Genomic DNA, 21690 nt, shown 5'->3' with positions numbered 1-21690 from the left:
TAGTTAGCCAAACATGGGCAACATCAGGTACAGCTTGATCACCAGCGCGTTGACGATATCAATAAAGAACGCGCCGACCATCGGCACCACCAGGAATGCCATATGCGACGGTCCAAAACGCTCGGTAATCGCCTGCATATTGGCGATTGCCGTTGGTGTGGCACCGAGGCCAAAACCACAATGGCCTGCCGCGAGAACCGCCGCATCGTAGTTTTTTCCCATCAAACGATAAGTCACAAAGATGGCATACAGCGCCATAAAGATGGTCTGTACCGTCAGGATCGCCAGCATCGGCAGCGCCAGAGACGCCAGTTCCCACAGCTTCAGACTCATCAGCGCCATGGCGAGGAACAGTGATAAACAGACGTTCCCCAACACGGAAACCGCACGTTCGAATACCCGATAAAAGCCGAGCAGTGAAAGCGTGTTGCTGAGGATAACCCCAACAAACAGCACGCAGACAAAGGTCGGTAATTCGAAGCTGGTGCCCTGAATGAAATGCGCAGCAAACTTACCGGCGGTCAGACAGATAGCGATCATCGCAATGGTTTCAATCATCACCATAGAGGTGATCATGCGCCCTACCGCAGGTTTTTCGAAGGCCGTTGGGTCTGCGCTATCATCCGGTGTGCCATCGGGCGTTGAGGAGTGCTTAACCAGATAACGCGCCACCGGCCCGCCAATCAGCCCACCCAGCACCAGGCCAAAGGTTGCGCAAGCCATCGCAACTTCGGTGGCATTCTGGAAGCCATAGCGTTCGGTAAACAGCTTGCTCCAGGCAGCCCCCGTGCCGTGGCCGCCGGATAACGTAATAGAACCCGCCAGCAATCCCATTAACGGATCAAGACCCAACAGGCTCGCCATTCCAATACCGATGGCGTTTTGCATAACCAGCAAGCCCACCACCACAATCAGGAACACACCGACAACTTTTCCGCCGGTACGCAGGCTGGAAAGATTGGCATTCAGGCCGATAGTGGCAAAAAAAGCGAGCATCAGCGGATCTTTGAGGCTCATATCAAATTCAAATTCCCAGCCGATGCTTTTTTTGAGCACCAGCAGGGCCAGAGCGATTAACAGTCCACCCGCAACAGGTTCAGGGATAGTGTATTTTTTTAACAGCGGTATGGTGTGGACCATTTTTCGGCCCAGTAATAAGACGAGAGTCGCAGCAACAAGGGTGGAAAGAGTGTCGAGATAAAACATAAAAGAAGTGCTCCTGTTTGCGCATATTTCTCACAGACGCTTTGAATTTATCCTTCACTGGAATTTCAGGTTCTAGAAAAGTCAGCTGCTGGATTTTAACCAAAAAACAGGCGAAAGTTATATAAAAAGCTCGGCATATATACTTTTTATCTTAGGAAACACGCCTGGCAAACGTTTGCTTTTGGCTGGCACTCCGCTAAAATCACCGTTTTTTCGCAGGGTGGATAATTTCTGATGTCTGTTAATGCCGTAGAGTCTGAAGATGCGCAACCGATTGCCCAGGCGCATACCAGTGAGTTGATTTACCGTCTTGAGGACAGACCGCCTCTCCCACAAACGCTTTTTGCTGCCGGTCAGCATTTATTAGCGATGTTTGTTGCGGTGATCACGCCTGCGATGTTGATTTGCCAGGCTCTGGGGCTTCCGGCTGAAGATACCCGCCACATTATTAGCATGTCCCTGTTTGCATCAGGCGTGGCATCCATTATCCAGATTAAAGCCTGGGGGCCGGTTGGTTCCGGGCTTCTCTCTATTCAGGGCACCAGCTTTAACTTTGTTGCGCCGCTGATTATGGGCGGCATGGCATTGAAAAATGGCGGAGCTGATGTCCCCACCATGATGGCGGCGTTATTTGGCACCTTGATGCTCGCCAGCTGCACAGAAATGCTGCTGTCGCGCTTTCTGCATCTGGCTCGTCGTATTATCACCCCGCTGGTTTCCGGCGTCGTGGTGATGATAATCGGCCTGTCACTGATTCAGGTTGGCCTGACTTCCATCGGCGGTGGCTACGGCGCGATGAGCGACCATACCTTTGGCGCGCCGAAAAACCTGCTGCTGGCAGGCGCGGTACTGCTGGTTATTATCTTGCTTAACCGCCAGCGTAACCCGTACTTACGCGTGGCTTCGCTGGTTATCGCCATGGCGGTAGGTTATGCGCTGGCCTGGGCGATGGGCATGCTGCCGGATGTTGCGCCAGCCACCCATTCCGACCTGATTATGGTGCCCACTCCGCTTTACTATGGCCTGGGCATCGACTGGAATCTGCTTATCCCGCTGATGCTGGTGTTTATGGTGACCTCACTGGAAACCATTGGTGATATCACCGCCACCTCTGACGTTTCCGAACAGCCTGTTTCCGGCCCGCTGTATATGAAACGCCTGAAAGGTGGCGTGCTGGCAAATGGCCTGAATTCGTGTGTTTCTGCCGTGTTTAACACCTTCCCTAACTCTTGCTTTGGCCAGAACAACGGCGTGATTCAGCTGACCGGTGTTGCCAGCCGCTATGTCGGTTTTGTCGTCGCACTAATGCTGATCGTACTGGGCCTGTTCCCGGCAGTCAGCGGGTTTGTGCAGCATATTCCGGAGCCCGTGTTAGGCGGCGCAACTATCGTGATGTTCGGTACTATCGCCGCATCCGGTGTGCGAATTGTTTCTCGCGAACCTCTCAACCGCCGCGCCATTATGATTATTGCGCTGTCGCTGGCGGTGGGTATGGGCGTTTCTCAGCAGCCGCTGATTTTGCAGTTTGCTCCTGACTGGCTGAAAACGCTGCTCTCATCCGGTATCGCCGCCGGTGGTATTACCGCCATCGTGTTAAACCTGATTTTCCCGCCTGAGAAAAATTGATGTCCCTCACGCGCGGGTGATTTGTTCTCATCCGCGCGTGTTACCCCTCCTGACAATCCCATCCTTGAGCTATAACGGTAAATGGGGCATAACACCCTTACCGAAACTTCATGGGATGGAAGACAATGAAATTTCTCGGAAAGCTATTCATTGCGTTATTGGTCGTCATCTTTGCACTGCTCCTTGCTGTTTATATTTTGCTGCAAACCCGCTGGGGAGCAGCCCAGGTAAGCCGTTGGGTCAACGAGAAAAGCGATTACCATTTCTCTTTTGCACAGATGGATCACCGCTGGGCATCGCCCACGCACATTACGCTGACGAATGTCACTTTCGGGCGCAAAGGCCAACCGGCAACGCTGGTGGCACAGAATATTGATATTGGGCTCAGTTCACGCCAGTTTTCACAACCTATGCACGTTGATAAGATTCTGTTGCACAACGGCACGCTGAATATCAGCCCCGATGCCGCCCCGCTGCCGTTCCAGGCAGACAGGCTGCAATTGAGCGATATGGCGCTTAACAGCCCGAATACCGAGTGGGATTTACGCGCCCAGCGCGTTAACGGCGGCGTGATGCCCTGGCGGCCAAAGCAGGGTAAGGTGCTGGGAGAGAAGGCAAACATTCAGTTCAGCGCCGGTTCCATGACGCTCAACGGCGTGCCTGCGGCCAATGTGTTGTTGCAGGGCGAAATTAATAACGAACAGGTGACGCTTGCTACCATCGGGGCAGATATGGCTCGCGGCTCGCTTACAGGTAACGCCAGGCGTCTTGCTGACGGTTCATGGCAAATTGGTAGCCTGCGCTTAAACGATATTCGTCTGCAAACAGAAAAATCGATTACCGATTTCCTCGCCCCTCTGACCACCGTTCCTTCACTTAGCATCAGCAACCTCGAAGTGACCGACGCACGGCTGGAAGGTAAAGACTGGGCGATAACCGATTTAGACCTGAGTTTGCGCAACCTGACGCTGGCAAAAGGCAGCTGGCAGAGCGATGACGGGCGGCTGTCAATGAACGCCAGCGATGTCATCATCGGCGCGCTGCATTTGAACGACCCCATCGTAAACATCGATTTTAATCCGCAAACGGCCACGCTACGGCAGTTCACCTCCCGCTGGGAAAGAGGCATGGTTCGCGCTTCCGGCGAATGGCAACGCCGTGAGAAAAAACTCGCACTCGACGAGCTGGTTTTTGCCGGGCTGGAATATACGCTACCCGCCAACTGGAAAGCCCTCTGGATGGAGCCTTTACCGGAATGGCTAAACTCGGTATCGATTAAGAAGCTCTCGGCGAACAGAAACCTGGTTATTGATATCGATCCAGCCTTCCCGTTTCAGCTCACCGCGTTAGACGGCACGGCGAACAATATCGAAGTGGTGCGCAACCATCAGTGGGGGATCTGGAGCGGTAATGTGACCCTGAATGCCGCCGCCGCCACGTTTAACCGCGTGGACCTTCGTCGCCCGTCTATCTCATTAAATGCCACAGAGAACCAAATCACGATCGCCGAATGGAGTGCGTTTACGGGAGAAGGAATGCTGGAAGCCACTGGTGCCATTTCACAGGCGGCTCAGCGCAACACGGCAATTAATCTGCGCGGTCGCTCGGTGCCAGTTAACGTGCTGCAACAGTGGGGATGGCCAGCCGTACCGCTGGAAGGAAAAGGTAACTTGCAGCTTTCCGTCACGGGAAGCCTTGCGGCACAAACCCCTCTGAAGCCAACGGTGAACGGTACATTGCAGGCCACCAGCGGCGACGGGAAACAAGTGCAGCAAACCATGCAGCACGGAGAGGTTCCCGGCGCGTAAGCGCCGGGCTGTTACTCTTCTTCGTTGCCGCCTTCTTCAAGCGGCCCGAACGGTTTAGCGGGCAGAACCAGATAGACGCCTTCAAAAACAGCGCCCTGTTTCTCATCACCGTAAAGCTCAACTTGCAGTGCAACGCGAGCTTTGCGGCCACGCGCCAGGCGGTCAAGATCGCCGCTCAACGACCCCAGGTCAGCAATCGCCCCCGGTCTTCCAGCGATCGGGCTGCTATAGCGGATATGCGCATCCGCCAGAATAATTGTGCCGCCAAGATGGCGCTCACGCAGCATCAGCCAAATCAGCCCCCAGCCGGTCAGCGTGGCTAATGAAAACAGGCTACCGGCGAACAAGGTCTGGTGTGGGTTCTGGTTGCCTGCTTCCGGCATGGTGGTAATGAATTTCTGCCCGGTATATTGCAGAATGCGCACGCCCATTTTTTCACTTAATGGAATGTGCTCATACCAGGCCTGCTGCAGCTGGCCGCACCAGTCGGCGCGATGGAGAATGTCATCCAGCGACGCGACGGGTTTGATCATCAAATAGTGACGGATCGGGGTGGTCGACGGCGTGGTAATTTCGCCCTGATTCTCAAAGCCCAATTTGGCAAAGAACTCGACAGCATCTTCGCGTGCGCTACACACCACACGTTTCACCCCTTCCTGGCGCGCGACGGACTCAAGCGTCATCGCCACCAGCGTACCCAGCCCCTTATCTTGCACCGACGGGTGAACCGCCATAAAGCGAATGGCCGCTTCGTTATCGGCATTGATATACAAGCGCCCAATGGCAACCGGGTTGCCCTCTTCGTCCACCACCATCTGGTGATGGGCCATGGCATCCCACGCATCGCGCTCGGAGCCTTTAGGTTGATGCAGCGGCTTGCGCAACATCTCCCAGCGAAACTGGTAATAGAGCTCAAGCTCTTCTTCGGTTTGCGGTACGCGAAGGTGATACATACATGTACTCTCTCTTGTTACGCGGGACCGTAAAGACTGCGAATTCAGACCTGTAACCAAAACGTCACCGGGCCATCATTGGTCAGGCTGACTTTCATATCGGCGGCAAAGCGCCCTGTTTCGGCAACAATGCCCTGGTTTCGACAGCGTTCAACAAAATATTCATACAACTCTTCAGCAAGCTTTGGTTCGGCACCGCCAGAAAAACTCGGACGCATACCCCGTTCGGTATCGGCGGCGAGGGTAAACTGCGACACCACCAGCACGCTGCCACCGGCTTGCTGAACGTTCAGATTCATCTTGTCATTTTCATCGCCAAAAATGCGGTAACCCAAAACACGTTCGCAAAGGCGATTCGCTTTCTGTTCGTTATCTTCTTTTTCGACACCCAATAACACTAAAAGTCCCGGGCCAATTTCACCCGTCACTTCACCATCCACGGTAACGCGAGCGTGGGTGACACGCTGAATTAATGCAATCATGGTTCTTCCAATTCTTCCTGCTGTGCTTCAATGCGAAGCCTGCGGTAATCGCCGAGAGTGACAGTAATTTCGGCACCGAGCAACACGATACACCAGGTCCAGTAGACCCAGACAAACAAAATAGGGATCACGGCTAACACGCCGTAAATCAATTGATAAGAGGGGAACATAGTGATGTAGAGGGCAAACCCCTTCTTGCCCAGCTCAAACAAAAGCGCCGCCACCAGCGAGCCAATCAGTGCATCACGCACCGGCACCCGGGTGGTTGGAACGATGCTGTATAACATCCAGAATGACAGCCAGGAGAGCAGCAACGGGAAAATACGCAATCCGATATCAATTGTGCTGTTAAAACCCGTCACCCAGCGCATCGACAGCAGATATGAACTGATCGCCAGGCTCGCCCCGGCAAGCAGCGGCCCAAGCGTTAAAATCATCCAGTAGACAGCAAATGAGTAAATTTTTGGCCTTGCGCGCGCGCTGCGCCAGATGGTGTTGAGCGCGCTGTCCACGGCATACATCAGTAATAATGCGGTAACGATAAGGCCACAGGCCCCCACCGCCGTCATCTTACTGGAGTTAGCCACAAACTGTTCGATATAGCGCTGAATGATATCGCCGGTTGCCGGCAGGAAATTTGAGAAGACAAAATGACGAAGCTGGAGGCTAACGTCGGCAAACATTGGAAAAGCCGCAAACAAAGCAAACACCACTGCCACCAAAGGCACCAGCGAGAGCAGGGAGACGTAAGCAAGATTGCCTGCAAGCGTGGTCATATTATCCTGGTCGATGCGATGCCAGAGTAATTTAGCCCACGCAATCAATGGGCTGAAATGTTGACTCGTTTTGCGGCGCAGGTTTTTTATCATAGATTTTTTGCGAAATAGTCAGGTACCGTCTCTTTTCCGGTCACCAGAATGCTGGTGATACCCAACCGTTGAGCGCCTTTAATATTATCGGCGTTGTCGTCAAAAAAGACCGTCTCATGTGGCGAAAAACCTTCCATTTCGAGAACTTTTTGATAGATCCCGACATCAGGTTTACGCATCCCCATTTCCTGCGACAGATAGATTTTATCCGCCGCCTCGGCAATTTGCGGGTATTCACCGGGCCAGAAATAAGTGTGTAAGCGGTTGGTATTGGAAAGCACAACCACACGATGGCCCAGTTCACGCAGCCTGTGCATCACCGCGATAACTTCCGGACGCAGGCCAACAAAAATAGCCTGCCAGCCCGTGGAAAACTGCTCAAAGCTTAGCGCCATACCCATTTCTTCACACACAGCCGCCGCAAACTCTTCATCGCTAATTTGCCCGCGTTCGTGGCGCTCGAACGCCTCACCCATCACAAAACTTTTTTGCAGATTCGCCAGCGGTACCCGGCTGTAATCGCTCCAGACCCCCATCACGCGGTTAAAGTCGATATCCACAATGACGTTACCTAAATCAAAGATATACAGCATAAGCCTCTCCTTTGCGCATGGACAAATAACTGTAGCGGTAAAGCGGGACTTTGACTATTGCTGGAATAACGGTATGCAGGTTCTGCAAGGTATTAAGCAAAAAAAAGCCCCGCCTAAACAGGCAGGGCTTTAATGCTTTGCAGGAAAGAAACTTACGCTTCTTTGCCGCCACGGCCCGCGCGTTTGCGGTCGTTTTCAGTCAGGTGACGTTTACGAATACGGACGGAAGTCGGCGTCACTTCTACCAGTTCGTCATCATCGATGAATTCCAGAGCTTGCTCCAGAGACATCTTCTGTGCCGGAACCAGAGTGGTGGCTTCGTCAGTACCGGACGCACGCATGTTAGTCAGTTTCTTACCGGTCAGGCAGTTTACAGTCAGGTCGTTAGAACGACTGTGAATACCGATGATCTGACCTTCATAAACTTCAGCACCGTGGCCCAGGAACAACTTGCCGCGATCCTGCAGGCCGAACAGCGCAAACGCAACCGCTTTACCCTGGCCGTTAGAGATCAGCACGCCGTTCTGGCGCTGGCCGATTTCACCTGGCTTCACGTCGTCGTAGTGGCTGAATGTGGAGTACAGCAGACCGGTACCAGAAGTCATGGTCATGAACTCGGTACGGAAGCCGATCAGGCCACGTGCCGGGATCAGGTAATCCAGACGGATACGACCTTTGCCGTCAGGGATCATGTCTTTGACATCGCCCTTACGTTCGCCCATCGCCTGCATCACAGAACCCTGGTGCTGCTCTTCGATATCCAGAGTCACGTTTTCGAACGGCTCTTGCATACGACCGTCGATCATACGGTTGATAACTTTCGGACGGGACACAGCCAGTTCGAAGCCTTCACGACGCATGTTTTCGATCAGTACAGACAGGTGCAGTTCGCCACGGCCGGATACACGGAATGCATCCGCATCTTCGGTTTCTTCAACACGCAGTGCCACGTTGTGCACCAGCTCTTTGTTCAGGCGGTCAAGGATCTGACGAGAGGTAACGAATTTACCCTCTTTGCCACAGAACGGAGAGGTGTTGACGTTGAAGAACATGGTAACCGTTGGTTCATCAACAGACAGTGCTGGCAGCGCTTCAACATTTTGCGTATCGCAAAGGGTGTCGGAGATGTTCAGCTCGCCCAGGCCGGTAATCGCGATGATGTCACCAGCTTCCGCTTCGGTGGACTCAATACGCTCCAGGCCGAGGTGGGTCAGTACTTTACCGACTTTACCGTTACGCGTTTTACCTTCGCTATCGATGATAGTGATCTGCTGGTTAGGCTTCACTTTACCGCGCTTGATGCGACCGATGCCGATAACGCCAACGTAGTTGTTGTAATCAAGCTGGGAGATTTGCATCTGGAACGGACCATCAAGGTCAACGCTTGGTGCTTTAACGTGGTCAACAATCGCCTGGTACAACGGAGTCATATCTTCCGCCATATCAGCATGATCGTTACCCGCGATCCCCATCAATGCAGATGCATAGATGATTGGGAAATCAAGCTGCTCGTCGGTGGCGTCAAGGTTAACGAACAGATCGAAGACCTGATCAACAACCCAGTCAGGACGCGCGCCAGGACGGTCAACTTTGTTGATAACAACAATTGGCTTCAAACCGTGGGCAAAGGCCTTCTTGGTTACGAAGCGCGTCTGCGGCATTGGGCCATCCATTGCGTCAACGACCAGCAGAACGGAGTCTACCATGGACATTACACGTTCAACTTCACCACCGAAGTCGGCGTGCCCAGGGGTATCAACGATGTTGATACGGTAGTCATTCCATTTGATAGCGGTGTTTTTAGCGAGGATGGTAATCCCACGCTCTTTCTCCAAATCGTTGGAGTCCATCACGCGTTCGGTAGCTTCAGCACGTTCGTTACTGAAAGTACCAGATTGCTGCAGCAGCTTATCAACCAGGGTAGTTTTACCATGGTCAACGTGCGCGATGATGGCGATATTACGCAGATTTTCGATCACAACTTTGCCTCAGGCATTAGAAATAGCGCGTTATTGTACACGTATTAATCGAAGGACTAAACAGGATCACAAAGAACCTTTACAAACAATGTTGAAAGTAAGGGTTTGTGATCGCTTTCACGGAGCAAAAAAGGGCACCTTAACGAAAATTGCACCAATATGGTGCTCAAATCTCAGACTGAAGCACTACATTGGTGCAAACTATCCATCATGGTGCAGCCCTTTTGCACTATAGCGCGCATGATAGCGCCTTTTGGGGGTAATTTAAAAGTTGGCACAGATTTCGCTTTAATCATTTCAGGGCGAAAAGCCAATTGAGAAAGTATTGAACACCTCGTTACCACGACGACAATCACCAATCCGGGAGAGTTAAGTATGTCCGCTGAACACGTATTGACGATGCTGAATGAGCATGAAGTGAAATTTGTTGATTTGCGCTTCACTGACACCAAAGGTAAAGAACAGCACGTCACAATCCCTGCTCACCAGGTAAATGCCGAATTCTTCGAAGAAGGCAAAATGTTTGATGGCTCCTCGATTGGTGGCTGGAAAGGCATCAACGAATCCGACATGGTGCTGATGCCAGATGCGTCTACCGCGGTTATCGATCCGTTCTTCGCTGATTCTACGCTGATCATCCGTTGCGACATTCTTGAGCCAGGCACCCTGCAGGGCTATGACCGCGACCCGCGCTCCATCGCTAAACGTGCAGAAGACTACCTGCGCTCTACCGGCATCGCCGACACCGTGCTGTTCGGGCCAGAGCCAGAATTCTTCCTGTTCGATGACATTCGTTTCGGCAGTTCCATCTCCGGCTCTCACGTTGCTATCGATGATATCGAAGGCGCATGGAACACCGGCACCAAATACGAAGGCGGCAACAAAGGCCACCGTCCTGCGGTTAAAGGCGGTTACTTCCCGGTTCCACCGGTTGATTCCGCACAAGACCTGCGCTCTGCAATGTGTCTGACGATGGAGCAAATGGGCCTGGTTGTTGAAGCTCACCACCACGAAGTGGCAACGGCTGGTCAGAACGAAGTGGCTACCCGCTTCAACACCATGACCAAAAAAGCAGATGAAATTCAGATCTACAAGTATGTGGTTCACAACGTTGCTCACGCCTACGGCAAAACTGCGACCTTTATGCCAAAACCAATGTTTGGCGATAACGGTTCCGGTATGCACTGCCACATGTCTCTGTCTAAGAACGGCGTAAACCTGTTCTCTGGCGACAAATACGCAGGCCTGTCTGAGCAAGCGCTGTACTACATCGGCGGTGTTATCAAACACGCTAAAGCCATCAATGCCCTGTCTAACCCAACCACCAACTCTTACAAGCGCCTGGTCCCGGGTTATGAAGCTCCAGTTATGCTGGCTTACTCTGCCCGTAACCGTTCTGCTTCCATTCGTATCCCAGTGGTTGCGTCTCCGAAGGCACGTCGTATCGAAGTGCGCTTCCCGGACCCAGCGGCTAACCCGTACCTGTGCTTCGCAGCGCTGCTGATGGCTGGCCTTGATGGTATCAAGAACAAAATCCATCCGGGTGAAGCAATGGACAAAAACCTGTATGACCTGCCGCCAGAAGAAGCAAAAGAGATCCCACAGGTTGCAGGCTCTCTGGAAGAAGCACTGAGCGCACTGGATCAAGACCGCGAGTTCCTGACCGCGGGCGGCGTGTTCACTGACGATGCCATCGATGCTTACATCGCGCTGCGCATTGAAGAAAACGACCGCGTGCGCATGACGCCACACCCGGTAGAGTTTGAGTTGTACTACAGCGTTTAATCAGCGTCGTTTTTTGTTGCCGTGGAAACTTTCAGCCCATCTTCAGATGGGCTTTTTTCTCCACAAATAACCTGCTGCCACAGCAAATTTTGCCGGCAGAACACTATAATGCACCATCACAGTGCAATTTATCGGAGACTGCTATATGGCAACCGGCACGCTGCCCGATGCTGGGCAGATCCTGAATTCTCTAATCAACAGTATTTTACTGGTGGATGACGAGCTGGCGGTGCATTACGCCAATCCGGCGGCGCAGCAACTTTTGGCGCAGAGTTCGCGCAAGCTGTACGGCACGCCGCTTCCAGAGCTGTTGAGTTACTTTTCGTTAAATATTGGCTTAATGCAGGAAAGCCTGATCGCAGGCCAGGGTTTTACCGATAACGAAGTCACGCTGGTTATTGATAGCCGCTCCCATATTCTTTCCCTGACAGCCCAGCGTTTACCAGAAGGCTACATCCTGATGGAAATGGCCCCGATGGATAACCAGCGCCGTTTAAGTCAGGAACAGTTACAGCATGCCCAGCAAATTGCCGCCCGCGATTTAGTGCGTGGCCTGGCGCATGAGATTAAAAATCCGCTTGGTGGCTTACGCGGTGCCGCGCAACTGCTGGCGAAAGCTTGCCAGACCCGTCGCTGACTGAATACACCAAAGTGATTATTGAGCAGGCAGACCGCTTGCGTAATTTGGTGGATCGCCTGTTAGGGCCACAGCAGCCAGGGATGCACATCACTGAAAGTATCCATAAAGTGACCGAACGTGTGATGACGCTGGTGTCGATGGAGTTACCCGCAAACGTAACGCTGGTCAGAGATTATGACCCAAGTTTGCCGGAATTGGCGCACGATCCCGACCAGATTGAACAGATTTTATTAAATATTGTACGCAATGCCCTTCAGGCGCTGGGCTGCGAGGGTGGAGAAATTGTGTTGCGTACGCGCACCGCCTTTCAGCTGACGCTGCATGGCACACGCTACCGTCTGGCTGCACGTATTGATGTTGAAGACAACGGTCCGGGCATTCCGGCCCATCTGCAGGACACGCTATTCTACCCGATGGTGAGCGGACGTGAGGGAGGAACCGGTTTAGGCCTTTCTATTGCGCGCAACCTTATCGATCAGCATTCGGGAAAAATCGAATTTAACAGTTGGCCAGGGCATACCGAATTTTCGGTTTACCTGCCTATTCGTAAGTAGAGGTCTTTATGCAACGAGGGATAGTCTGGATCGTTGATGACGATAGCTCCATTCGCTGGGTGCTGGAACGCGCGCTGGCCGGGGCGGGTTTAAGCTGCACCGCCTTTGAGAACGGCAGCGAAGTCCTGAACGCTCTGACCACCAAGACCCCGGACGTTTTGTTATCTGATATCCGCATGCCCGGCATGGACGGTTTAGCCCTGCTAAAACAGATTAAACAACGCCACCCGATGTTGCCGGTCATCATAATGACGGCTCATTCAGACCTTGAAGCCGCGGTAAGCGCCTATCAACAAGGTGCTTTTGATTACCTGCCAAAACCTTTTGATATTGATGAGGCCGTAGCGCTTGTTGAGCGCGCCATCAGCCACTATCAGGAACAGCAGCAGCCGCGCAATGTTCAGGTGAATGGGCCGACCACCGATATTATCGGTGAAGCACCGGCAATGCAGGATGTGTTTCGCATTATTGGCCGCTTGTCCCGTTCATCAATAAGCGTGCTGATTAACGGCGAATCCGGTACGGGTAAAGAGCTGGTTGCCCACGCATTGCATCGCCACAGCCCACGCGCTAAATCTCCTTTTATTGCGCTGAATATGGCCGCAATCCCAAAAGATTTGATTGAGTCTGAGCTGTTTGGCCATGAGAAAGGCGCGTTTACCGGTGCCAATCAAATCCGCCAGGGCCGTTTTGAGCAGGCTGACGGCGGCACGCTGTTCCTCGATGAGATCGGTGATATGCCGCTGGATGTACAAACTCGCTTACTGCGCGTGTTAGCCGACGGGCAGTTTTACCGCGTGGGTGGCTACGCGCCGGTGAAAGTCGATGTGCGGATTATTGCCGCGACGCACCAGAACCTTGAGCTGCGCGTGCAGGAAGGGAAATTCCGCGAGGATTTATTCCATCGCCTGAACGTGATTCGCGTCCATCTACCGCCGCTGCGCGAACGTCGTGAAGATATCCCACGCCTCGCCCGCCATTTCCTGCAGATTGCCGCTCAGGAGCTGGGCGTGGAGGCAAAGCTGCTGCATCCGGAAACGGAAAATGCCTTAACGCGTCTCAGCTGGCCTGGAAACGTGCGCCAGTTAGAGAATACCTGCCGCTGGCTAACCGTGATGGCGGCCGGTCAGGAAGTACTGATTCAGGATTTGCCTGCGGAGCTGTTTGAAACCACCATCCCCGATAGCCCAACGCATTCTCAGTCCGATAGCTGGGCCACGCTGCTGGCACAGTGGGCAGACCGCGCATTACGCTCCGGCCATCAGAATCTCCTTTCCGAAGCTCAGCCAGAGATGGAGCGCACCTTGTTAACCACTGCGCTACGCCATACCCAGGGCCATAAGCAGGAAGCGGCGAGATTACTCGGTTGGGGAAGAAACACCCTGACCCGTAAGCTTAAAGAGCTGGGGATGGAATAGCGTTCATTTGCAGTAACGTGTGAAGAAACGGGCCGTGAATACGGCCCTTTTTTATTTATATCACGCGCGAGAACTGTTGCAGCCGCGCTTTCTGACGTAAGTAACTATCAAAACACATGCAGATATTACGGATTAGCAGGCGACCTTTTGCCGTCACCTGAATGTGTTTGCCGTTGAGATCCACCAGCCCATCTTTCGCCAGCGGCGCCAGCAATTTCAGATCTTCGGCAAAATACTCAGCAAAATTCAGCTCCCAAAGCGACTCGATTTGCGCAAACTTGAGCTGGAAATTACAGATCAGCGCTTTGATAACATCACGTCGAATGCAGTCATCGCGGGTTAATGCCAGGCCACGCCACAGCGCATCGCCCTGGCTATCAACCTGCTGATAATAGCTCTTTAGCTCTTTCTGATTCTGCGCGTAGCAATCGCCAATCATGCTGATGGCGGAAACCCCCATCCCCAGCAGATCGGTATCGCCCTGCGTGGTATAGCCCTGGAAGTTGCGGTGCAATTTCCCTTCGCGCTGCGCAATCGCCAGTTCATCATCCGGGCGCGCGAAGTGGTCCATGCCGATAAACTGGTATCCCGCGCGGGTCAATGACCCAATGGTTTCTTGCAGGATATCGAGTTTTTGCTGGGCGCTGGGTAAATCGGCATCTTTAATTTTGCGCTGCGCCGCGAACAGCGTCGGCAAATGTGCGTAGTTGAAAACACTCAGACGGTGCGGGCTAAGTTCAGCGACACGTTTAAGCGTGAAGGCAAAACTTTCAGGCGTTTGCTTTGGCAGCCCATAGATCAAATCGATATTGGTCGAGGTAAAACCGAGCTCACGCGCACGTTGAATGAGCGCGAAGATAAACTCTTCGTCCTGTTCACGGTTAACCAGGCGCTGCACTTCTTTGTTGAAATCCTGCACTCCCATGCTCAGGCGGGTAAATCCTTGCTGGCGCAAATGGTCGAGTACATCGAGTTCGATTTCACGCGGATCAATCTCGATAGACAGCTCTGCGTCTTCGGTGAAATTGAAATGACCACGTAGCAGCCCCATCAGACGGCTTATCTGCACTTTACTCAGATAAGTAGGCGTACCGCCACCCCAATGCAGTTGACTCACGTGACGGCCTTTAAAAAGCGGCGCACGGTGGGCAATCTCTTGCTCCAGAGCATCTAAATATTGATCGGCCTTGTGCGTCTGGCGGGTAACGATTTTATTGCAGCCGCAGAAATAGCAAAGTTTGTGGCAAAACGGGATATGGACATACAGCGACAGCGGGCGCTCAGGGTAACGAGCAACCGCGTCAAGAAACGCCGCCTCGCCGAAGCTTTCTGAAAACTCCAGCGCGGTGGGATAAGAGGTATAACGCGGCCCTGAATAATTATATTTCTGGATCAGGGCCAAATCCCAATCGATTAACTGCTCAGACATGCTTACTCCCTCCGGTGATGCCGCATTCGTTGACGGCGCAACGACTTTTGTAATCGCGACAGCCGCCGTAGTTTAACGAATAACCACAGCAGATAACACACCAGCGGAATAACCACGCAAAGAACAGGCAATCCCATTGAGCCAGACCGTTAGTCAGTGCCTTTGAGCAGGCGCATCAAATCATCTCCCTTCTCTTCTTCATCTTCGTCATCATCGTAAGCGATGCCGAGCTCTTCCATCAGGGCATCGATGCGATCGAGCTTAGCGTTAACCCACGCCTGCTCTTCTGCATTAAGTTTTTCGCCTTCTTCAAGACGTTCCAGCAGCGCGTCCAGGCGCTCATCATTTTCCAGCAAATCCAGTTCAGCCTGTGGTGTAAGCATAGGTTTCTCAACTTTAGGTTTGTGCTGTTTTGGTTTCTTGACCTGGACTTCAGTAACGCCCAGAGCAACGGGTTTTTTACTGCCGATACGCGGATCTTTAGCCTGAGCGCTAGCGGATCCACTTTTTGCCGCAGTGCCGCCAGTTGCACGGCTACCCGCAGCGTGTCCGCTGTGTTTTTTATCGCGTTTACGGTCACGCGCTTCGCGATCGAGTTCTTCACGGGTTTTACGACGTGCTTTTGAAGGTCTGGAACCAGGTGCTGCTGAGTTTTGTTGCTTCATAATAGGTTATCTTGAGCCATTTTTATTCAGTATAGAATTGCGGCGGAATCTAGCAGAAAGCAAGCAAAGAAAAAAGGCGGCAGGTTAACCTGTCGCCTTTTTCTTGTCTCTGGACCGTTATCTGGTCACACAATCCCTGTTTGCACTCGACGCCCTGTCTTTCCCTTGCAAACAACTTCCGTGTAGTTCCTTGTCCTTTTTAAACGTCTCCTGACGTTGCCTCCTGGCATTTCCCTGGTTCTTCGTCATCATGACGCTCCTGAACCCTCATCCTGAGTTGCTATCCTTTGTGGCTCTCCTTTGCCTGTGCCGCTTACTTTACTCTTACCCCTTGATTCTACAAGATGTGTATTTGCGTTAAGCGATTGCCGTAATCCCCCTCTTACACAATAACCATATGTTAAATAAGTATTTTAAATAATGTCTGCATCTCACAACGCTGCGTTATCTGCCATTCTGAATGGTCAATGTCTTACAAACCGCGGGCGGATTTCTGTAAGCCTGTCAGCCGCGCCGAGAAACACGGCGTTTTCCCCATGTTCAGGTATAATCCCCCACAATGCTCATCCTGAGGGAGACAACCGTTTTGAAAAACTGGAACTACCAACTGACTCACTTCGTGCTTAGCGCACCGGATATTCGCCATTTACCTTCTGATACCGGTATTGAGGTTGCTTTCGCAGGCCGCTCTAACGCAGGGAAATCCAGCGCGTTAAATACGCTGACCAACCAGAAAGCCCTGGCGCGAACCAGTAAAACGCCTGGCCGTACGCAGCTCATCAACCTGTTTGAAGTGGCTGAAGGCTTACGTGTGGTGGATTTACCGGGCTATGGCTACGCCGAAGTACCTGAAGAAGTAAAACTGAAATGGCAGCGCGCGCTTGGCGAGTATCTGCAAAAGCGTAACAGCCTGAAAGGTTTAGTGGTGCTGATGGATATTCGTCATCCGCTGAAAGACCTCGATCGGCAAATGATTCACTGGGCTGTTGCCAGCGGCATTCCCGTGATGCTGCTGCTAACTAAAGCCGATAAACTGGCCTCTGGTGCGCGTAAAGCACAACTGAATATGGTGCGCGAAGCGGTTGTAGAGTTTAACGGTGATATTCAGGTAGAAGCATTTTCGTCACTGAAAAAGATCGGGGTCGATATCCTGCGTCATAAGCTTGATGGTTGGTATAACGATATCGCACCAGCGACTGAAGAAGATGGCGTTGAAGAAGACGACGCAACGTCCGGAGAGTAATAACGCATGGGTTCGCCCGTGCTTTTTCTGAGCTGCGCCCAATAAAAAACGCCCCAGTCATTACTGACTGGGGCGGCTAAAATATTCAGCCAAATCCGATTACGTGAAGTAAAAGGTCTGAAAGATAGAACATCTTACCTCTGTACCCTACGCAAATAACTCTACTCCTTTTTATTCGGTTGAAAAAGCCTTTTTTGTAGTTTTTTTTCAGCCTTTCCACACGGATATTGAAGCGTCATCACAAAAAGCTATGATTTATGTTGCTTAGTTACATAAATCCCTTTAATTAGTGAGCTTCATCCCAGTTTGCCCCGCTCCCCACTTCCACCAGCAAGGGCACATCAAGCTTCATGCTGCCTTCCATCAGTTCATGGATTTTCTGCGATACCGCTTCCAGGTCGTCCTGATGAACTTCAAACACCAGTTCATCGTGTACCTGCATGATCATTTTCACGCGTGGTTTTTCAGCTTCCAGCCAGGCATCCACCGCAATCATTGCGCGTTTAATAATATCCGCCGCCGTTCCCTGCATCGGCGCATTGATAGCCGCACGCTCAGCGCCGGCACGACGCGCCGCATTACTGGAATTGATGTCCGGCAGATAGAGACGGCGGCCATCCAGCGTTTCGACATAGCCCTGCTCTTTCGCCTGCTTGCGGGTGCGCTCCATATACTCCAGCACGCCAGGATAACGCTCGAAGTAGAGATCCATATACTTCTGCGACTCTTTACGCGGAATATTGAGCTGGCGTGACAGACCAAATGCGCTCATGCCGTAAATCAGGCCAAAGTTGATCGCTTTAGCGCTGCGGCGCTGCTCGCCCGACACGCTATCCAGAGGAATGCCAAAAACTTCAGCAGCCGTCGCCCGGTGGATATCTTTGCCTTCTGCAAATGCGGTGAGCAGCCCTTTGTCACGGGATAAATGCGCCATGATACGCAGTTCGATTTGCGAGTAGTCAGCAGAAACAATCAGGTAATCTTCAGGGGCAATAAAAGCCTGGCGAATACGACGCCCTTCTTCGTTGCGCACCGGAATATTTTGCAGATTCGGCTCGGTAGACGATAAGCGCCCGGTGGCCGCAACGGCCTGATGATAAGAAGTATGTACACGCCCGGTTTTCGGGTTGATCATCAGCGGCAGCTTATCTGTATAGGTAGACTTGAGCTTCGCCAGGCCGCGGTTTTCAAGGATCACTTTCGGCAGCGGGTGATCCAAAGCCAGCTCTTCAAGCACCTCCTCAGAAGTCGAAGGCGCGCCGCCAGGGGTTTTTTTCAGCGGTTTAATACCCTGCTTTTCAAAAAGAATCGTCTGGAGCTGTTTCGGTGACGAGAGGTTAAACGGTTCACCCGCCAGTTCATGCGCTTTTATCTCAAGCTCGGCTAGCCGTTTGGTCAGCTGCTCTGAATGGGCCCGCAGAATAGCCGGGTCAATTTTGACACCATTGCGTTCAATACGTGACAGCACGGGCACCAGCGGCATGTCGATATTCTTAAAGACGCTGAGCGGCCCTTCACGCTTTTCAAGCAGCGGCCACATTTTCAGATGCAGCTGCAGGGTCACGTCTGCATCTTCTGCGGCGTAACGCCCGGCTTGCTCCAGGTCTATCTGGTTAAAGGTCAGCTGCTTTTTGCCTTTACCCGCGATCTCTTCGAAAGTAATGGTGGTGTGCTTCAACCAGCGTGAAGAGAGGCTGTCCATATCATGGCGGCCCGCAACGCTATCAAGAATGTAGGACTCAAGCATGGTGTCGAAGGCAATACCGCGCAGTTCAATATCATAGTTCTGCATAATGCCGCGGTCATACTTGAGGTTCTGCCCAACTTTAAGAACCTTTTCGTCCTCAAGCAGCGGCTTTAGCAGTTCGAGTACCCGCTCGCGTGGGATCTGAACCGGTGCGCCAATATAGTCATGTGCAACGGGGATATAACAGGCAACGCCGGGTTCAGTGGCAAACGAGAGCCCCACCAGGTTCGCAGTGATGTTATCCAGGCTATCGGTTTCAGTATCAAAGGCAATAACCGGGGCTTTCTTCAGGCGGCTAATCCACTCCTCAAGCACGCTTTCCTCAAAGATAGTGACGTAGTTGTCATAAGAGAGCGCGCTTGCCGCTTCTTCTGGTGCAACCTCAGCGTCAATCTCGATGGTTTTTTTAGCTGGCGCCGCCGGTTTGGCACCTTTCGCCTGCAACCATTTACCGGCTTCAACGTCGGTAATCCAGCGTTTAAATTCGTACTGTTTGAACAGGCCAAGCAGTTCTTCATCTGCCGGCAGCTGGACTTCTAGTTGTTCACAGCCTAGCTCAAGCTCCACATCCGTTTTGATCGTCGCCAGTTTATAAGAGAGGTAGGCAAGCTCTTTGCTTTGCTCAAGCTTCGCCGCCATGGTTTTGGCACCACGGAATGTCAATCCGGCAATTTTTTCAGGGTTGGCGTATAGCGTATCGAGGCTGCCCAACCCCTGTAGCAATGCCTGCGCCGTTTTTTCACCCACTCCCGGCACGCCAGGGATGTTATCCGATGAATCACCCATTAAGGCCAGGAAGTCGATGATAAGCTCGGGCGGTACGCCATATTTCGCACGGACCTCATCCGGCCCCAGAATGGTATTGGTCATGGTGTTGATAAGCGTCACGCCAGGCGTCACCAGCTGTGCCATATCTTTGTCACCGGTACTGATAAGCACCGGGCGGCCAACGCGCTCAGCCTCAAGCGCCAGCGTGCCAATCACATCGTCGGCTTCTACGCCAGAAACGGCAAGCAGAGGCAGCCCCATCGCTTTCACCATCGCATGAAGCGGCTCGATTTGCGCCCGTAGATCGTCAGGCATAGGTGGACGGTGAGATTTATAATGCTCAAACAGTTCGTCACGGAAGGTTTTGCCTTTGGCATCAAAAACCACGGCGGCATGAGTCGGCTGGTACTGCAACAGCAGGCTACGCAGCATGTTCAGCACGCCATACATCGCCCCGGTCGGTTCACCTTTGCTATTGGTCAGCGGTGGAAAGGCATGATAGGCACGATAAAGGTAGGATGAGCCATCAACGAGGATAAGTGGGTTTTGCGCGATCTGAACCATAATGTTCCGTTCCGTGACTGGTTTTTAGTTTATCGCTAAAGGATGCCATAGCCTGGCTGAAAACATGAACTTTTGAGCGAGATAAGGTGAAAAGTTTTGTTGATCTTCAGGATCGCACTCTGGATCAATATTGTGGATAAGTTTGTGCATAATTCTTTAAGCAATTGATTATTGCGATAAAATGAAATCTCCTTGATGGTAAGTTTCTATATATATCAATTACTTGAAGTTAAGCTATTCAATAAAGAATTATTTTTTGCCTACGTGATAAATGTGGATATAAAAATTAATTTTGTTATAGACCAATAATATTGCCAGCCCACCTGCTGGGTTTTTTAATCAACCGCTTTAGTTTCATCATTCCCCATAGATTTCTGGTAAAATTCTCGCTTTATTATTCATCTCCTCAACCGCTGACGCTACCTAACTATCTGAAAAATATATTTATGTCGAAAATATTCGCCGCAATAACGTTGGTTTTTAGCGTCGTGCTCACCATTCTGGTGACCGTTGCCTGCTCAATACCCATTATTATTGCTGGTATCATTAAACTCCTGTTACCTGTTCCTTTTATCTGGCGTTCCATCTCAGTATTTGCCGATTTGATGATGTACTGCTGGTGTGAGGGCCTGGCATGGCTGCTCAGGCTTAATCCACATTTAAAATGGGATGTAGAAGGGCTTGATGAACTCAGCAAAAAGAACTGGTATTTGCTGATCTGTAATCACCGAAGCTGGGCTGATATCGTTATTTTATGCGTGCTGTTCCGCAAACATATCCCGATGAACAAATACTTTTTAAAGCAGCAGCTCGCCTGGGTGCCGTTTATGGGGCTGGCATGTTGGGCTCTGGATATGCCATTCATGAAACGCTACTCGCGCGGATATTTACTCCGCCACCCGGAACAACGGGGTAAAGACGTTGAAACAACCCGCCGCTCCTGCGAGAAATTTCGCACGCACCCGACAACCATTGTGAATTTCGTCGAAGGTTCGCGCTTCACTGACCAGAAACGATTACAGACTCGTTCGGCATTTCAGAATCTGCTTCCCCCGAAAGCCGCAGGCATAGCCATGACGCTCAATGTATTGGGAAAACAGTTCGATAAGCTGCTCAATGTGACGCTTTGCTATCCTGAGAATGCTCAAAGGCCGTTCTATGACATGCTAACCGGGAAGATGACAAAGATTGTGGTGAGGGTGTCACTGCTGCCTGTTACCGAGGATCTGCATGGTGATTATGTGAATGACAAAGGGTTTAAGCGATACTTCCAGCAGTGGCTGAATGCGCTATGGCATGAGAAAGACGCGCTGCTGACGAGCATTAAACGATAAAAGAAAGCCGGTCGATTGCCCTAATGC

General features: G+C 51.9%; 16 protein-coding genes and 1 pseudogene. 7 read left to right on the top strand and 10 right to left on the bottom strand.

Annotated elements, in window-relative coordinates:
* Window positions 1-3: 3 nt before the first annotated feature.
* Window positions 4-1206, bottom strand: a complete 1203-nt coding sequence (gltS, locus tag EHN07_RS19000) for a sodium/glutamate symporter (RefSeq protein WP_124025575.1) — start codon at window positions 1204-1206, stop codon at window positions 4-6.
* Window positions 1207-1440: 234 nt separating this feature from the next.
* Here gltS and EHN07_RS18995 point away from each other — a divergent pair, with 234 nt between their 5' ends.
* Entirely contained in the window at window positions 1441-2832 is a 1392-nt protein-coding gene (locus tag EHN07_RS18995) for a nucleobase:cation symporter-2 family protein (RefSeq protein ID WP_124025574.1), read from the top strand.
* Between the two features lie 125 nt (window positions 2833-2957).
* The gene (locus tag EHN07_RS18990) at window positions 2958-4640 is read left to right on the top strand and encodes an AsmA family protein (protein ID WP_124025573.1); all 1683 of its coding nucleotides are present in this window, start codon (window positions 2958-2960) and stop codon (window positions 4638-4640) included.
* 11 nt (window positions 4641-4651) lie between these two features.
* On the opposite strand, the gene fabY is transcribed toward EHN07_RS18990, so the two are convergent.
* From fabY to typA, 5 genes are all read right to left on the bottom strand, one after another.
* Window positions 4652-5593, bottom strand: coding sequence for a fatty acid biosynthesis protein FabY (gene fabY / locus EHN07_RS18985; protein ID WP_124025572.1), 942 nt, complete (start codon window positions 5591-5593; stop codon window positions 4652-4654).
* A 44-nt stretch (window positions 5594-5637) separates the two neighbouring features.
* Window positions 5638-6075, bottom strand: a complete 438-nt coding sequence (gene dtd / locus EHN07_RS18980; RefSeq protein WP_124025571.1) for a D-aminoacyl-tRNA deacylase — start codon at window positions 6073-6075, stop codon at window positions 5638-5640.
* On the bottom strand, window positions 6072-6944 hold the full coding sequence (locus EHN07_RS18975; protein WP_124025570.1) for a virulence factor BrkB family protein: 873 nt from the start codon (window positions 6942-6944) through the stop codon (window positions 6072-6074). Before EHN07_RS18975 ends, dtd begins: the two co-directional genes overlap by 4 nt.
* Window positions 6941-7537 carry a glucose-1-phosphatase gene (gene yihX / locus EHN07_RS18970; RefSeq protein ID WP_124025569.1) on the bottom strand — a complete coding sequence of 199 codons (597 nt, stop codon included), beginning with the start codon at window positions 7535-7537 and terminating at the stop codon, window positions 6941-6943. The genes EHN07_RS18975 and yihX overlap by 4 nt, the downstream gene beginning before the upstream one ends.
* Before the next feature lie 152 nt (window positions 7538-7689).
* Window positions 7690-9516: a ribosome-dependent GTPase TypA gene (gene typA / locus EHN07_RS18965; protein WP_124025568.1), complete on the bottom strand. Its 1827-nt coding sequence runs from the start codon at window positions 9514-9516 to the stop codon at window positions 7690-7692.
* Between the two features lie 375 nt (window positions 9517-9891).
* Here typA and glnA point away from each other — a divergent pair, with 375 nt between their 5' ends.
* The 3 genes and pseudogenes from glnA (at window position 9892) to glnG (ending at window position 13913) form a co-directional block, all read left to right on the top strand.
* On the top strand, window positions 9892-11301 hold the full coding sequence (gene glnA, locus EHN07_RS18960; protein ID WP_124025567.1) for a glutamate--ammonia ligase: 1410 nt from the start codon (window positions 9892-9894) through the stop codon (window positions 11299-11301).
* 145 nt (window positions 11302-11446) lie between these two features.
* A pseudogene (glnL, locus tag EHN07_RS18955) lies at window positions 11447-12495 on the top strand (nitrogen regulation protein NR(II)).
* A gap of 8 nt (window positions 12496-12503) precedes the next feature.
* A complete protein-coding gene (glnG, locus tag EHN07_RS18950) occupies window positions 12504-13913 on the top strand; it encodes a nitrogen regulation protein NR(I) (protein WP_124025566.1) in 1410 nt (469 codons plus the stop codon).
* Window positions 13914-13968: 55 nt separating this feature from the next.
* Here the strand turns inward: glnG and hemN are convergent, their stop codons facing one another.
* A complete protein-coding gene (gene hemN, locus EHN07_RS18945; protein ID WP_124025565.1) occupies window positions 13969-15342 on the bottom strand; it encodes an oxygen-independent coproporphyrinogen III oxidase in 1374 nt (457 codons plus the stop codon).
* 149 nt (window positions 15343-15491) lie between these two features.
* Entirely contained in the window at window positions 15492-16007 is a 516-nt protein-coding gene (yihI, locus tag EHN07_RS18940) for a Der GTPase-activating protein YihI (RefSeq protein WP_124025564.1), read from the bottom strand.
* Window positions 16008-16593: 586 nt separating this feature from the next.
* On the opposite strand from yihI, the gene yihA reads away from it, so the two are divergent.
* On the top strand, window positions 16594-17250 hold the full coding sequence (gene yihA / locus EHN07_RS18935; protein ID WP_124025563.1) for a ribosome biogenesis GTP-binding protein YihA/YsxC: 657 nt from the start codon (window positions 16594-16596) through the stop codon (window positions 17248-17250).
* Between the two features lie 85 nt (window positions 17251-17335).
* Here yihA and spfP read toward each other — a convergent pair whose 3' ends face one another.
* Together spfP and polA are read right to left on the bottom strand one after the other, a co-directional pair.
* On the bottom strand, window positions 17336-17383 hold the full coding sequence (gene spfP / locus EHN07_RS20915; RefSeq protein WP_071892919.1) for a small protein SpfP: 48 nt from the start codon (window positions 17381-17383) through the stop codon (window positions 17336-17338).
* Window positions 17384-17536: 153 nt separating this feature from the next.
* Complete coding sequence (polA, locus tag EHN07_RS18930; RefSeq protein WP_124025562.1) at window positions 17537-20329, bottom strand: DNA polymerase I; 2793 nt, start codon at window positions 20327-20329, stop codon at window positions 17537-17539.
* A gap of 446 nt (window positions 20330-20775) precedes the next feature.
* Between polA and EHN07_RS18925 the strand changes: the two genes are divergently transcribed.
* Window positions 20776-21663, top strand: coding sequence for an acyltransferase (locus EHN07_RS18925; protein WP_124025561.1), 888 nt, complete (start codon window positions 20776-20778; stop codon window positions 21661-21663).
* Window positions 21664-21690 lie beyond the last annotated feature (27 nt).

It is taken from the genome of Buttiauxella warmboldiae, assembly GCF_003818135.1.
GTDB classification, from domain to species: Bacteria; Pseudomonadota; Gammaproteobacteria; order Enterobacterales; family Enterobacteriaceae; genus Buttiauxella; species Buttiauxella warmboldiae.
Note: the sequence above shows the minus strand (reverse complement) of the source record. Positions and strands in the feature narration are given on the sequence as shown.

Excerpts from the sequence above, each read along its gene's own strand:
- gltS (WP_124025575.1), bottom strand. The coding sequence starts at position 1,206 with ATGTTTTATCTCGACACTCTTTCCACCCTTGTTGCTGCGACTCTCGTC.
- EHN07_RS18995 (WP_124025574.1), top strand. The coding sequence starts at position 1,441 with ATGTCTGTTAATGCCGTAGAGTCTGAAGATGCGCAACCGATTGCCCAG.
- EHN07_RS18990 (WP_124025573.1), top strand. The coding sequence starts at position 2,958 with ATGAAATTTCTCGGAAAGCTATTCATTGCGTTATTGGTCGTCATCTTT.
- fabY (WP_124025572.1), bottom strand. The coding sequence starts at position 5,593 with ATGTATCACCTTCGCGTACCGCAAACCGAAGAAGAGCTTGAGCTCTAT.
- dtd (WP_124025571.1), bottom strand. The coding sequence starts at position 6,075 with ATGATTGCATTAATTCAGCGTGTCACCCACGCTCGCGTTACCGTGGAT.
- EHN07_RS18975 (WP_124025570.1), bottom strand. The coding sequence starts at position 6,944 with ATGATAAAAAACCTGCGCCGCAAAACGAGTCAACATTTCAGCCCATTG.
- yihX (WP_124025569.1), bottom strand. The coding sequence starts at position 7,537 with ATGCTGTATATCTTTGATTTAGGTAACGTCATTGTGGATATCGACTTT.
- glnA (WP_124025567.1), top strand. The coding sequence starts at position 9,892 with ATGTCCGCTGAACACGTATTGACGATGCTGAATGAGCATGAAGTGAAA.
- glnG (WP_124025566.1), top strand. The coding sequence starts at position 12,504 with ATGCAACGAGGGATAGTCTGGATCGTTGATGACGATAGCTCCATTCGC.
- hemN (WP_124025565.1), bottom strand. The coding sequence starts at position 15,342 with ATGTCTGAGCAGTTAATCGATTGGGATTTGGCCCTGATCCAGAAATAT.
- yihI (WP_124025564.1), bottom strand. The coding sequence starts at position 16,007 with ATGAAGCAACAAAACTCAGCAGCACCTGGTTCCAGACCTTCAAAAGCA.
- polA (WP_124025562.1), bottom strand. The coding sequence starts at position 20,329 with ATGGTTCAGATCGCGCAAAACCCACTTATCCTCGTTGATGGCTCATCC.
- EHN07_RS18925 (WP_124025561.1), top strand. The coding sequence starts at position 20,776 with ATGTCGAAAATATTCGCCGCAATAACGTTGGTTTTTAGCGTCGTGCTC.